General features: G+C 71.6%; 10 protein-coding genes. 7 read left to right on the top strand and 3 right to left on the bottom strand.

Annotated elements, in window-relative coordinates; translation table 11 throughout:
• Positions 1-1,257, top strand: a 1,257-nt coding sequence (locus ACEQ2X_RS06715; RefSeq protein ID WP_370325023.1) for a penicillin-binding transpeptidase domain-containing protein, incomplete at its 5' end; no start/stop codon positions are given.
• A gap of 13 nt (positions 1,258-1,270) precedes the next feature.
• Positions 1,271-2,458 carry a rod shape-determining protein RodA gene (gene rodA / locus ACEQ2X_RS06710; protein ID WP_370325022.1) on the top strand — a complete coding sequence of 396 codons (1,188 nt, stop codon included), beginning with the start codon at positions 1,271-1,273 and terminating at the stop codon, positions 2,456-2,458.
• 18 nt (positions 2,459-2,476) lie between these two features.
• Here the strand turns inward: rodA and ACEQ2X_RS06705 are convergent, their stop codons facing one another.
• Both ACEQ2X_RS06705 and ACEQ2X_RS06700 read right to left on the bottom strand, forming a co-directional pair.
• The gene (locus ACEQ2X_RS06705; RefSeq protein WP_370325021.1) at positions 2,477-3,499 is read right to left on the bottom strand and encodes an LLM class flavin-dependent oxidoreductase; all 1,023 of its coding nucleotides are present in this window, start codon (positions 3,497-3,499) and stop codon (positions 2,477-2,479) included.
• Positions 3,496-4,227, bottom strand: a complete 732-nt coding sequence (locus ACEQ2X_RS06700) for a TetR/AcrR family transcriptional regulator (protein ID WP_370325020.1) — start codon at positions 4,225-4,227, stop codon at positions 3,496-3,498. The genes ACEQ2X_RS06705 and ACEQ2X_RS06700 overlap by 4 nt, the downstream gene beginning before the upstream one ends.
• Before the next feature lie 453 nt (positions 4,228-4,680).
• Here ACEQ2X_RS06700 and ACEQ2X_RS06695 point away from each other — a divergent pair, with 453 nt between their 5' ends.
• Entirely contained in the window at positions 4,681-5,901 is a 1,221-nt protein-coding gene (locus ACEQ2X_RS06695; RefSeq protein ID WP_370325019.1) for an acetyl-CoA C-acetyltransferase, read from the top strand.
• Positions 5,902-6,119: 218 nt separating this feature from the next.
• Complete coding sequence (locus ACEQ2X_RS06690; protein ID WP_370325018.1) at positions 6,120-8,318, top strand: 3-hydroxyacyl-CoA dehydrogenase NAD-binding domain-containing protein; 2,199 nt, start codon at positions 6,120-6,122, stop codon at positions 8,316-8,318.
• 266 nt (positions 8,319-8,584) lie between these two features.
• On the opposite strand, the gene ACEQ2X_RS06685 is transcribed toward ACEQ2X_RS06690, so the two are convergent.
• On the bottom strand, positions 8,585-8,971 hold the full coding sequence (locus ACEQ2X_RS06685; RefSeq protein WP_370325017.1) for a 2-C-methyl-D-erythritol 4-phosphate cytidylyltransferase: 387 nt from the start codon (positions 8,969-8,971) through the stop codon (positions 8,585-8,587).
• A 92-nt stretch (positions 8,972-9,063) separates the two neighbouring features.
• Here ACEQ2X_RS06685 and ACEQ2X_RS06680 point away from each other — a divergent pair, with 92 nt between their 5' ends.
• The 3 genes from ACEQ2X_RS06680 to ACEQ2X_RS06670 all read left to right on the top strand — a co-directional run bounded on the left by ACEQ2X_RS06680 (position 9,064) and on the right by ACEQ2X_RS06670 (position 12,572).
• Positions 9,064-9,753, top strand: coding sequence for a 2-C-methyl-D-erythritol 4-phosphate cytidylyltransferase (locus ACEQ2X_RS06680; protein WP_370325016.1), 690 nt, complete (start codon positions 9,064-9,066; stop codon positions 9,751-9,753).
• 82 nt (positions 9,754-9,835) lie between these two features.
• Positions 9,836-11,770, top strand: coding sequence for a TIGR03960 family B12-binding radical SAM protein (locus ACEQ2X_RS06675; RefSeq protein ID WP_370325015.1), 1,935 nt, complete (start codon positions 9,836-9,838; stop codon positions 11,768-11,770).
• The gene (locus ACEQ2X_RS06670) at positions 11,754-12,572 is read left to right on the top strand and encodes a TIGR03936 family radical SAM-associated protein (RefSeq protein WP_370325014.1); all 819 of its coding nucleotides are present in this window, start codon (positions 11,754-11,756) and stop codon (positions 12,570-12,572) included. The genes ACEQ2X_RS06675 and ACEQ2X_RS06670 overlap by 17 nt, the downstream gene beginning before the upstream one ends.
• The last annotated feature ends 12 nt before the right edge of the window (positions 12,573-12,584 follow it).

The raw sequence follows: 12,584 nt of genomic DNA, 5'->3' as shown, positions 1-12,584 counted from the left end.
GACAGCGAGAGCGGCGTCGGCCGAGGGGGCACCTTCGAGGCGCCCGCTGGCGCGGCCCTCGTGCTGGACGCCGACACCGGCGAGGTCGTCGCGATGGCGTCCTACCCGACGTTCGAACCCGAGCAGTTCGTCGGCGGCGTCAGCCAGGACTACTGGGACTGGCTCCAGGCGGAGGAGAGCCACTTCCCGCTGATCAACCGGGTGATCGCCGGCACCTACCCGCCCGGGTCGGTCTACAAGATCGTGTCGTCCGCGGCGGCCCTCGCCTACGAGTTCGTCGAGCAGGACGACTACATCGCCTGCCCGGGCAGCTACGAGTGGGGTGGCAACACCTACAACAACTGGCACCCGGAAGATGAGGGGTCCCTCAACATCGCCGAGGCCCTCATGCGGTCCTGCGACACCGTCTACTACGCCCTGGCCCGCCAGATGTTCGGCGCCGAGGCCAGCACCGAGGCGGGGGAGGGGTACAACGAGCGCGCGTACGAGGCCATCGAGTCCGGTGAGGCGCCCGAGATCCCCTTCGAGTACATGTCGGAGATGAGCCGCGAGTTCGGCCTGGACTCGCCCACCGGCATCGATCTGCCGGGGGAGCGCGACGGGGTCGTCCCGGGCCGCGAGTGGCGCTTCGACTACTGGCTCGACGCGAAGGAGAACTACTGCGTGCAGGCTCAGGCGGCCGCGCCCGGCAGCTACGCCTCCCAGCTGTACACCGAGCTGTGCAACGAGGGCTGGCTGTGGCGCGGTGGGGACCTGGTGAACATGTCCATCGGGCAGGGCGACCTGCAGATGAGCCCCCTCCAGGTCGCCAACATGTTCGCCGCGGTCGCCAACCGCGGGCCGGTCATGCAACCCCACGTCGTGCGGGCGGTGTTCGACTCGAGCGACCAGCCGGTCCTCGTGAACGAGCCGACCGAGCTGCACAGCGTCCCCGTGTCGAGCGAGGACCTCGCCTTCATCGAGCAGGGCCTCCGGATGGTGACCCAGGACGAGGACGGGACCGCCTACCGGCCCTTCAGCGACCTCACGATCCCGATCGCCGGCAAGACGGGGACCGCGGAGAACAAGCCCCGCCAGCCGTACGCCTGGTTCGGGGGGTACAACCTCGAGCCGATCGGCGGCCAGACCTACGTGGTCGTGTCGTTCGTGGAAGAGGGCGGCAGCGGATCGGGCATCGCCGCGCCGATCGTCGCCCAGATATTCGCCGGCCTGACGAACCAGCAGGTCGAGCTCGAGGCCGGGGAGTTCACGGAATGATGGACGTCAGCACGTGAGCGGTCTCAACATGGCCGAGCGCAGCGACCGGCTGGTCCGCGAGTCGATCCAGCGCCGCTGGGCGGGTGCGTTCAGCCCCGCCGGCCACATCGACTGGGTGCTGCTCGTCTCCGCACTGCTGCTCACCATCGTCGGCTTCGTCATGGTGGGGGGCGCGACGGCGAACGACCCGGCCGTGGTGGAGGGGTCGGGCAACGTCTACGTCGAGCGGCAGGTCATCGCCTTCCTCCTCGGTCTGGCCGCCGGTGCGGTCACCACCCTGTTCGACTACCGGAACTTCCGGGCCTGGTCGGTGGTGGCCTACGGCGTGGCCCTCGTCCTGCTGGTCGCCGTGCTGATCCCCGGGATCGGGGCCGAGGTCAACGGCGCCCAGGCGTGGTTCCGCATCGGACCGCTGCAGTTCCAGCCGGCGGAGTTCGCGAAGATCGCGATCATCCTGGTGCTGGCCGCGCACTTCCACGAGTACCGGGAGGAGGCCCTCGGCATGCGGGCGCTGGTGGAGGCCCTCGCCTTCGCGCTGTTCCCGATGCTGCTGATCCTGCTCCAGCCGGACTTCGGGACGTTCATCGTGTTCGCGGTGATCGTTGCCGGCGTCCTGCTCATGGCCGGCGTGCACCTGCGGTACATGTTGGCGCTGGTCGCCGGGTCGATCGCCGCCTGCGTCGCGGCCCTCCAGCTCGGGATCGTGAAGGAGTACCAGCTCGACCGGCTGACCGCGTTCCTCGACCCGGAGAACATCGACGCGCTCGGCGCGGGCTACAACGTGGTGCAGGCCCAGATCGCCGTCGGCTCGGGCCGGTTCTTCGGCCAGGGCCTCGGCAGCGGGTCCCAGACGCTGTCGGGCTTCGTCCCCGAGAGCCAGACCGACTTCATCTTCACCGTCGTCGGCGAGCAGACCGGCTTCGTCGGGTCGATGCTGGTCCTCATCCTCTTCGGCCTGCTGCTCTGGCGGTCCCTGCGGATCGCCGCGCTCAGCCGGGACATGTTCGGCACCCTGATCGCCGCCGGCGTGATCAGCGTCTTCGCGTTCCAGATGTTCATCAACGTCGGGATGGCCATCGGGATCATGCCGGTGACCGGGCTGCCGCTGCCGTTCATCTCCTACGGCGGCACCAGCCTGATCACCTCGTGGGTCCTCGTGGGGCTGCTCGAGAACGTCCACATGCGGCGCTACACGACCTGAGCCGGGGGTCGGGCGGGCTCAGCGGCCCAGCGCCTCCAGCGTCGCCATCACGTTCGCGCCCATCGCCTCCATGCCCATCCGGTACCAGGGACCCCCGATGATCCAGTGGTCGGCGAGGTGGGCCATCGAGTCGAACCGGTCCCGGACCTCGTCGGGGGTGCCGGCGACGGCGTAGCGGTCGACGGCCTCGTCGGGCACCGCAGCTCGCAGCGCATCGACGTCCCGCTTGTCGCGGGCGAACACCGCGCGGAGCTCGTCGGTCAGGTGCCCGTCGCCGTAGGAGTCGAACACGCCCTTGTAGTTCGGGGTCGTGCCGTAGAAGGCGATCTGCTGCTTGCACCACTCCCGGGCCTGCTGGCCGTCCTCGCTCACGGCGATCATCACGCCCTGGGCGAGGGTGAAGTCGCTCCGGTCCCGGCCGGCGGCCGCCAGCCCGTCGGCGATGCGTTCGTGCACGACCGTCTCGATGTAGCGGTCGGAGGTGAAGGGGTGGCCGAGGATCCCGTCGGCCGCCGCCGTGGCGGCCTCGACCATCAACGGCCCGACCGCGGCGACGTAGATCGGGATCGTGATGTCCGCGTCCCGGCCCGCTCCGCCGCCGGTCACGCCGGGGTGGCGGACGTGGTAGTGCTCGCCCTCGAAGGCCGCGTCGTCCTCACCCCGGTGGAACGCCCAGGCCGCCCGCACCGCCTGGACGTACTCGCGCATGCGAGCCGCCGCCGGGCGGAAGTCGACGCCGAAGCGGTCCTCCACGATCCGGCGCACCTGGCTCCCCAGGCCGAGGGTGAACCGGTTGCCCGACAGCTCCGCCAGGTCCCACGCCAGCATCGCCTGGGCGGCGGGCGCGGTCGGGAACGCGAGGGCGATGTTCGTGCCGACTCGGACGCGCTCGGTGGCCTGCGCGGCGACGGCGGCCTGGATGATGGCCGTCTGGCTGGTCTCGGCGACCCACACCGAGTCGAAGCCCCGGTCCTCGGCCGCCTTCGCGAGGTGGGGGAGGACCGTCAGCGGCCCCCCGATCGTGATCCCGATCTCGGTCATGGTCGTGTCGGCTCCTCCGGTTCAGCGGGTCGTGTCCGGGGCTGGCCCAGCAGCGGTTCGACCAGGTCGGCGCGGGCGAACGCGCGCAGCGCGACGGGATCGTCGACGTCCACGGGGCCCGCGGAGGTCAACACCATGGAGTGCGCCGTGCGGACCATGACCTCGACGACCATCGCGGCGTCGAGGTCGGGCACCTCCCCCTCCGCCTGGGCGCGCGTGAGCAGTTGGCCCAGCAGCTGGCGCGCCACGTCGAGGGCGCTGTGACCGCCAGTGGTCAGGAAGGGGAGCAGGAGGTCGGCCTCGACCTCCAGCAGCCGGCGCCACACGCGGTTCGTCCTGGCGTGCTCGACGGCGCCGGCGAAGGCCTCCACCAGCTGGTCCTGCAGCGTGGGCAGCGCCAGCAGCCGGGCGCCGATGTGCCGGAGCGCCTGGTCCACCTCGACCGTTACGACGGCCCAGACCAGGTCGTCGCGGGTGGCGAAGCGCCGGTACAGCGTCGCCCTGCCGTAGCCAGCCCGCCGCGCGACGTCGTCCATGCGGAGGCGACGGATGCCCGTCGTCGCCATCATGTCGCGACCGGCCTGCACCAGCGCCTCGGCGACGTCGTCCCGGTCGCCGTCCGGCGCATCGGCGCTGAGTAGGTCGCCGACCAGGACGGCCACGTCTCCCTGCACGGTCCCGGATGGGTCGCCGTCTGGCATGGCGTTCGGCGTCGGTCGCACGGACATGTGAGACGAGGTTACCGGACGCGTCTCATCACAGACCGGCTCCGCGGCGCCGCTGCACGTGGTGCGGTGGCTCGTCGGGAGAACCGCACGTGGCCTGGTGGTCGAGTGCGGGGATCTGCACGTAGCCCGGTGGTCATCGGGGGATCTGCACGTCGTCCGGTGGTCCCGGGGGAGGACCCGCACGTTGTCCGGGACCCTCCGGGGCGACGTGGCGTTGGGCGGGCGAGGCCACGGGACGACGTGCAGTTGAGCCGGCGGGGCGACCAAGCGACGTGCAGGTTGAGCGGTTCAGCAGCCAGGTCTCGGGCGAAGGGTGGTGACTCGAGTCAGTTCTGTCTGGAGTCCGTTGTTACCGCACGGTAGGATCGGAGGTCAGGTGAGACAGGGCGACGGGCCGTGTCTCACCCGTTGCGTCGGGTGGTCGCCAGCCCGGCTCGCACACCACCAGAAGGGATGGACGAAGTGAACGACGTCTACATCTACGACGCGCTGCGCACCCCGCGCGGCAAGGGCAAGGCGTCCGGTGCGCTGCACACGACCAAGCCCATCGACCTGCTGACCGGGCTGCTGCACGCCCTCGAGACGCGCAACCCCGAGCTCGACCCCGCCACGATCGACGACGTCATCACCGGCGTGGTGTCGCCCGTGGGCGACCAGGGCGCCGACCTCGCCCGCACCGCGGTCATCGCCGCCGGCTGGCCCGAGCCGGTCGCCGGCGTACAGCTCAACCGCTTCTGCGCCTCCGGCCTCGAGGCGGTCAACCAGGCCGCGTCGCGGGTCCGCTCCGGCTGGGAGGACCTGATCCTCGCCGGTGGCGTCGAGTCGATGTCGCGCGTGCCGATGGGCTCCGACGGCGGGCCGTGGGCGATGGACCCGGCGACGGCCTTCGACAGCTACTTCGTCCCCCAGGGGATCGGCGCGGACCTCATCGCCACGATCGAGGGGTTCAGCCGCGAGGACGTCGACGCGTTCGCCCTCGAGTCCCAGGTCCGCGCCGCCAAGGCGCAGGCCAACGGGTACTTCGACAAGTCCCTCGTCCCGGTCGTCGACCACAGCGGCCTGACCATCCTCGACCGCGACGAGCACGTCCGGCCCGAGACCACCATGGAGGGGCTCGCGAAGCTCCGGCCGTCGTTCGAGGCGCAGGCGCAGATGGCCGGCTTCGACGAGGTCGCGCTGCAGAAGTACCCCCACGTCGAGCGGATCACCTTCGTCCACCACGCCGGGAACTCCTCGGGCATCGTCGACGGCGCCGGCCTGGTGCTGCTCGGCAGCGAGGAGGCGGGGGAGCGGAACGGGCTCACCGCCCGCGCGAAGGTGCGGTCGGTCGCCGTCACCGGCTCCGAGCCGACGATCATGCTGACGGGCCCGACCCCGGCGTCGCAGAAGGCGCTGGCCAAGGCGGGCATGACCGCCGACGACATCGACCTGCTCGAGATCAACGAGGCGTTCGCCGCCGTCGCGCTGAAGACCATGCGCGACCTCGGCATCCCCCACGAGCGGACCAACGTCAACGGCGGCGCCATCGCCATGGGCCACCCCCTGGGCGCGACCGGCGCGATGATCCTCGGGACCCTGGTCGACGAGCTCGAGCGGCGCGACCTGTCCACCGGCCTGGCCACGCTGTGCGTGGGTGGGGGCATGGGGATCGCGACGATCGTGGAGCGGGTGTAGCTGCGGGTTGTGCCTGGTCCCGGCGTTGGTCGGGGCCGGTGCTTGGTCCCGGCCGCGGTCGGTGCCGGGTCGTTCCGGTCGGGGCTTGCGCTGCTCACTCCGTTCGCGTGCTCGCCAAGTCCTCCCTCCCCGACCCGTCCCCACCCGCGGCCTCGCACGGCCGCTGCGGTTGAACCCGCTCCGCGATCTGCTCTTGAGAGAACTTGGAAGGAACTGAGATGTCTGACTACACGAACGTGATCCGGTGGGAGAAGGGGGATGACGGGGTCGTCGTCCTTACCTTCGATGATCCGAACGCCGGTGCGAACACGATGAACGCCGACTTCGTCGAGTCGTTGGACGCGACGGTCCGGCGGTTGCAGGACGAGCGCGAGTCCGTGAAGGGGGTCGTGCTGACGTCGGCGAAGAAGACGTTCTTCGCCGGGGGGAACCTGCGCGACCTGTACCGCGCCGGTCCGGCGGATGCGCAGGCGATCTACGACCAGTCGATGCGGATCAAGACGCAGCTGCGGACCCTCGAGACCCTCGGCGTGCCCGTCGTGGCCGCGCTGAACGGGACCGCCCTCGGCGGCGGGCTCGAGATCGCGCTGGCCTGCCACCACCGGGTCGCCGTGGCGGGGTCCCGCGCCAAGTTCGGGCAGCCCGAGGTGAAGCTGGGCCTGCTGCCCGGCGGCGGCGGGATCGTGCGGCTGACCCGGATGCTCGGCGTGGTCAGCGCGCTGATGAACGTGATGGTGCAGGGCCAGGACCTGTCAGCCGAGAAGGCCCACGAGCTCGGGATCATCTCCGAGCTGGTCGACTCCGAGGACGAGCTGATGGTGGCCGCCCGTCGGTTCATCGAGGCGAACCCCGAGGCCAGCCAGCCGTGGGACGCCGAGGGCTACCGGATCCCCGGCGGGACCCCCTCCAAGCCGTCGTTCGCGGCGATGCTGCCCGGCATCCCCTCCACCCTCCGCAAGCAGCTCAAGGGGGCCCCCATGCCGGCCCCGCGGGCGATCCTCGCCGTCTCGGTCGAGTCCACCCAGGTCCCCGTCGACCGCGCGTGGGAGATCGAGTCCCGCTACTTCACCGAGCTGGTCATCGGCCAGGTCGCGAAGAACATGACCAAGGCGTTCTTCTTCGACCTGCAGGCCATCAACCAGGGGCGCTCGCGGCCGGACGGCTACGACCGCTACACCGCGGAGAAGGTCGCCGTGCTCGGTGCCGGCATGATGGGCGCCGGCATCGCCTACTCCTGCGCGCGCGCCGGCATGCAGGTCGTCCTGAAGGACATCAGCGTCGAGAACGCCGAGCGGGGCAAGGCCTACTCCGAGCGGATCCTCGCCAAGGCCGTCGACCGCGGGAAGATGGATGAGGCCAAGAAGGCCGAGATCCTCGGCCGCATCACCCCGACCGACGACTACGCCGACCTCGCCGGGTGCGACCTGGTGATCGAGGCGGTCTTCGAGTCGACCGAGCTCAAGCACCAGGTCTTCGCCGACGCCCAGGCGGTGGTCGACGACGACGCGCTGCTGTGCTCGAACACCTCCACCCTGCCGATCACCACGCTCGCCGAGGGCGTCGACCGGCCCGAGGACTTCATCGGCCTCCACTTCTTCAGCCCCGTCGACAAGATGCCCCTCGTCGAGATCATCAAGGGCGAGAAGACGTCCGACGCCGCGGTCGCCAAGGCCGTCGACGTCGTCCAGCAGATCAAGAAGACCCCGATCGTCGTCAACGACAGCCGCGGGTTCTTCACCTCCCGGGTCATCGGGACCTTCGTGATGGAGGCCCTCGCCATGATGGGGGAGGGCGTCAGCCCGGCGAAGGTCAACCGCGCCGGGGAGATGGCCGGCTACCCCGTCGGCCCGCTCCAGCTGCTCGACGAGCTGACCCTGACCCTCCCGTTGAAGATCGAGAAGGAGACCGCGGCCGCGGCAGGGGAGGGGTACGAGCCCCACCCCGGCGTCGCGGTCCTGAAGAAGATGGTCGAGCTCGGGCGCGAGGGCAAGGCCGCCGGCAAGGGCTTCAACGACTACGCCGACGGCACGCGCACCGGCCTGTGGGCCGAGCTCGGCGAGCACTTCCCGGTCGACCCCGAGGCCGACCTGCCCCTCGAGGACATCCAGGAGCGGATGCTGTTCGCCGAGGCGCTCGAGACCGTCAAGTGCTTCGACGAGGGCGTCCTCGAGACCGTCCCGGACGCCAACATCGGCTCGATCTTCGGCATCGGCTTCCCTGCCTGGACCGGTGGCGTCATCCAGTTCATCGACGGGTACGCCGGCGTGACGAACCCCGTGAACGCCACCGGCGTCACCGGCTTCGTCGCCCGGGCGAAGGAGCTCGCGGACCGCTACGGCGAGCGGTTCACCCCGCCGGCGTCGCTGGCCGCGAAGGCCGAGTCCGGCGAGGCCTTGTCACCCAGCCCGGTCGACTGAGCCTCCCGACCTCGACGCGCCCCCGCCCCCGGCGGGGGCGTCGTCGTGCCGGAGGCGTCAGGAGGGGCGTCCGTCCCGCATGGCGGACCGCATGGATCGGGGTCTGTCGTGTCCGTTGCGACCTGCGCAACCAACCTGACAGACCTTGCTGCGGGGGTGGCCATGACGCGCGTGGTCTGTCGCCTTCGTTCCGATGCGCGCAACGAAGGCGACAGACCGCCTCCGGGGGGCCGGGGGGATGCGCGCGCGGATCGGGGCCTGGGGCGTCAGCCCGGGAGGGGGAGGACGCGCCCGCCCGAGCCCAGGCCGTCGAGGGGGCTCACGACCCCTCCGTCGGCGGCCGCCAGCGCCCGGCGGGCCGTCACGGGGTGCAGGACGAGGGGCGCGACCACCCGCCGGAGGGCCGAGCGGTCGACGGTCTCGACCACGCGATCGCCCTCCACCCGCTTGACCGCGTCGGTCACCGGCGCCAGCGCGGCCACCGCCACCTCGGGAGCGACCGAGGCTCGCGCCCCCTCGACCACAGCGGGCAGGTCGGCGCGGGATCGCGCTGCAGGCCACAGGACCACGACGTGCACGTCCTCGACCTCGGCCAGCGCGGCCGTCAGCGCCAGCCCGTCGACCCGGACCGGCGCGTCGGCGGGCACGTCCACGACCACGACGCCACCCCCACGATCGGCGGCACGGCGGGTAGGGTCCGGGCGGTGCACGTCGTGAGGTCCAGTCAGCGGGGGAGGGGGCCGGGATGAGCGGCGACGTGGTCGCGGTCGTGCTCGCCGGCGGCTCGGGCACGCGGTTCGGCGCACCCGTCAGCAAGGTATACGTCGACCTCGGCGGACGACCGGTGATCGCGCACAGCCTCGCGGCGTTCGAGTCCCACCCCGACGTCGACCACGTCGTGCTCGTCGTCTGCGCCGAGGACCGCGGCGCCTGCGCGGCCGTGCTCGCCGACGCGGCGTCCACGAAGGTCCGCGCCGTCGTCGACGGCGGCGCGACGCGTCAGGCCAGCGAGTGGGCGGGGATCGAGGCGGTCACCGCCCTGGACCTGGACGACCCCCTGGTGCTGCTGCACGACGCCGCCCGGCCCCTGACCACCCCGGACCTCGTCTCCGGCCTGATCGCGGCCGCACGGGACGGGGCGGGTGCCATCCCCGCCGTCGGCGTCACCGACGACCTCGTCGATCCCGTCGGGCGGCGGGTCACGACCGACGACCTGGTGGCGGTGCAGACCCCGCAGGCGTTCCCCCTCCACGTCCTGCGCCGCACGTACCCGGCGGCGATCGCCGGGGGCTTCGACGGCGTCGACACCGCCCAGACCGTCGACGCGTTCGCCGACGTCGAGATCCGCTGGGTGGCGAGCAGCGCCGAGAACCTGAAGATCACCCACCCGGCGGACCTCGACCGGGCGGAGGCGATCCTCTCGGCGCGTCGCTGACCGGCCACCGCGCGTCGGCTGTGGTGCTACCCGGGGTCGCTAGACTGACCCACGCCCGCCACCACGACTGAGCCACCTCCCCATGTCCTCCCCCACAACCGCCCCCGAGACCGTCTGGCCGGACCTGGAACCGCACCTCCTGCGGGTCCGCAAGCCCGCCCGGTACGTCGGCGGCGAGGACAACATCGTGGTCAAGGACCCCGCTGCGGTCACCACGTCCTGGCTGCTGTGCTACCCCGACACCTACGAGATCGGGCAGCCCAACCAGGGCATCCAGATCCTCTACGAGGTCCTGAACGAGGTCGACGGCACCGCCGCCGAGCGCGCGTTCGCCCCGTGGCCCGACATGGAGGCCATCATGCGGGAGGAGGGGATCCCCCTCTTCAGCCTCGAGACCCACCGGCCGGCGGGCGGCTTCGACGTCATCGCCTTCAGCCTCTCCGCCGAGGTCGGCTACACGAACCTGCTGACCTGCCTCGACCTCGCCGGCGTGCCGCTGCGCGCTGCCGACCGCGGGCCGGACGACCCGATCGTGATGATCGGCGGGCACGCGTCGTTCAACCCCGAGCCGCTGGCGCCCTTCGTGGACGTCGCCTGCGCCGGGGACGGCGAGGAGTTCGTCCTCGAGGTCGACGCGGTCCTCCGCCAGGTCGCCGGTCGCGCGGACCGGCTTGACGCCATCGCCCGGATCTCCGGCGCCTACCTGCCCGACCGGTACCGGCCCGAGTACCTCGAACCGCGCGACGGCGAGTCCATGGGCCGCCTGCGCGGGTTGTTCCCCACCGCCGGCGCCGACCGGCTGGTCCCCAAGCGGACCGTCACCGACCTCGACGAGTGGCCGTACCCGAAGAAGCAGATCGTCCCCCTCACCGAGACGGTCCACGAGCGCTACGCCGTCGAGATCTTCCGCGGCTGCACGCGCGGCTGCCGCTTCTGCCAGGCGGGCATGATCACCCGGCCGGTGCGCGAGCGGTCCTCGGCGACCATCCAGCAGATGGTCGACGCCGGCCTCCGCGAGACCGGGTTCGAGGAGGTCGGGCTGCTCAGCCTCTCGAGCGCCGACCACGCCGAGATCCGCGGGCTCTGCGGCGACCTCGCCGACAGCTACGAGGGGACCGCCACCTCGCTGGCCCTCCCCTCCACCCGCGTCGACGCGTTCAACGTCGAGCTGGCGGACGAGCTCATCCGCAACGGTCGCCGGACCGGCCTGACCTTCGCGCCCGAGGCCGGCAGCGAGCGGATGCGCAAGGTCATCAACAAGATGGTCTCCGAGGCGGACATGCTCCGCACCGCGGAGACCGCGTTCAGCTCCGGCTGGCGCCACATCAAGCTCTACTTCATGATCGGTCTCCCGAGCGAGACCGACGACGACGTCATCGCGATCGCCGATCTGGGCCTGAAGGTCCTCGACATCGGCAAGTCCTACGGACGGAAGAACAAGGTCACGGTCTCCGTCGGAGGGTTCGTCCCGAAGCCGCACACCCCGTTCCAGTGGGCGGCGCAGGACTCCCCCGAGGAGATCGAGCGCAAGCTCGGGCTGATCAAGCAGCGCGTCGCGCGCGACCGTAACCTCAACCTCCGCTACCACGACCCCTACCCGGGCCAGATCGAGGGGCTCCTCGCCCGCGGCGACCGCCGGGTCGCCGACGTGATCCAGCGCGCCTGGGAGCTCGGCGCCCGCTTCGACGGGTGGGACGAGCTGTTCGACTACGACGCCTGGACCACGGCGGCCGCACAGGTCGGCGTGGACGTCGCCTGGGTCTGCCAGCGCGAACGGCCTGAGCACGAGGTGTTCCCCTGGGACAACCTCGACGCCGGGCTGGACAAGGGCTGGCTGTGGTCGGACTACCGCGATGCCGTCGAGGCCGCTCCATCCGAACTCGACGATTGTCGCTGGACGCCCTGCTACGACTGCGGCGTGTGCCCGAGCCTGGATCTCGCGAACCAGACCGCGCACCCGCAGCCCTCGCAGCAGCACTCCAGGCGCCTCCCCATCCTCAGTGCGGGTACGGGTTAGGTTCGCGAAGGCCGGGAAGCTCCGGTTCATCAGCGCCATCGACCTCGGGAGGGTCTGGGAACGAGCCCTCCGGAAGGCCGATCTCCCCATCGCGTACTCCGAGGGGTTCAGCCCGCACCCGAAGGTCAGCTTCGGCGACGCGCTGCCCCTCGGCTTCGCCTCGACCGCCGAGTTCTGCGAGCTCACCTTCGCCGGCCCCGTCGACCTCGCTGACATGGCCGCGCGGCTCGACGCCGCCTTCCCCGACGGCATCGCCGTCGTCGACGCGGTGGAGGCGGTCGAGGGCGACATGCGCCTCGGCAAGCTCCTGCAGGCCTCCCTCTGGGAGCTCACGTACCCCTCACCCGAGGGTCTGGTCGAGGCCGTCGACGCCCTGCCCGCGGACGGGCCGCTGCCGGTCCAGCGGATGAAGAAGGACGAGCTGGTCACCGCCGACCTGCGACCGGCGCTCGTCGGCATCGTCGCCGACGGCGCCCGCGTGCGCGCCACCGTCCGACACCCCGGGGTCATCCCGGGAGACCACGTCGCGGGCGGCGCGGGCGGCGCGGCGGTCCGCGCCGACGACATCCACCCCCTGCTGGGCCTCGACGCCCCACCCACCGTCATCACGCGACTCGTCCAGGGACGGGTCGACGACAGCACCGCCGGCGTCGCCGACGCCCTGCGCGGCACGGTCGAGCCGCTGCGGCCGGGCACGAGCCCGCCGTCACCGGCGACGACCGCTGCCGACCCCGTTCGGACCGACCCGCGCGCCGCGCGGGATGACGCGTCCGACGGTGCGGCGGCCGGCCACCACTCCTGAGGAGGAACCCCC

This window comes from Euzebya sp. (assembly GCF_964222135.1).
GTDB lineage: Bacteria > Actinomycetota > Nitriliruptoria > Euzebyales > Euzebyaceae > Euzebya.
This window is presented reverse-complemented; position numbering and strand designations above follow the sequence as displayed.

What these genes read in the sequence shown, in the direction of transcription:
- ACEQ2X_RS06680 (WP_370325016.1), top strand. Translation starts at nt 9,064, where the DNA reads ATGAGCGGCGACGTGGTCGCGGTCGTGCTCGCCGGCGGCTCGGGCACG.
- ACEQ2X_RS06695 (WP_370325019.1), top strand. Translation starts at nt 4,681, where the DNA reads ATGGACGAAGTGAACGACGTCTACATCTACGACGCGCTGCGCACCCCG.
- ACEQ2X_RS06690 (WP_370325018.1), top strand. Translation starts at nt 6,120, where the DNA reads ATGTCTGACTACACGAACGTGATCCGGTGGGAGAAGGGGGATGACGGG.
- ACEQ2X_RS06700 (WP_370325020.1), bottom strand. Translation starts at nt 4,227, where the DNA reads ATGTCCGTGCGACCGACGCCGAACGCCATGCCAGACGGCGACCCATCC.
- ACEQ2X_RS06705 (WP_370325021.1), bottom strand. Translation starts at nt 3,499, where the DNA reads ATGACCGAGATCGGGATCACGATCGGGGGGCCGCTGACGGTCCTCCCC.
- ACEQ2X_RS06675 (WP_370325015.1), top strand. Translation starts at nt 9,836, where the DNA reads ATGTCCTCCCCCACAACCGCCCCCGAGACCGTCTGGCCGGACCTGGAA.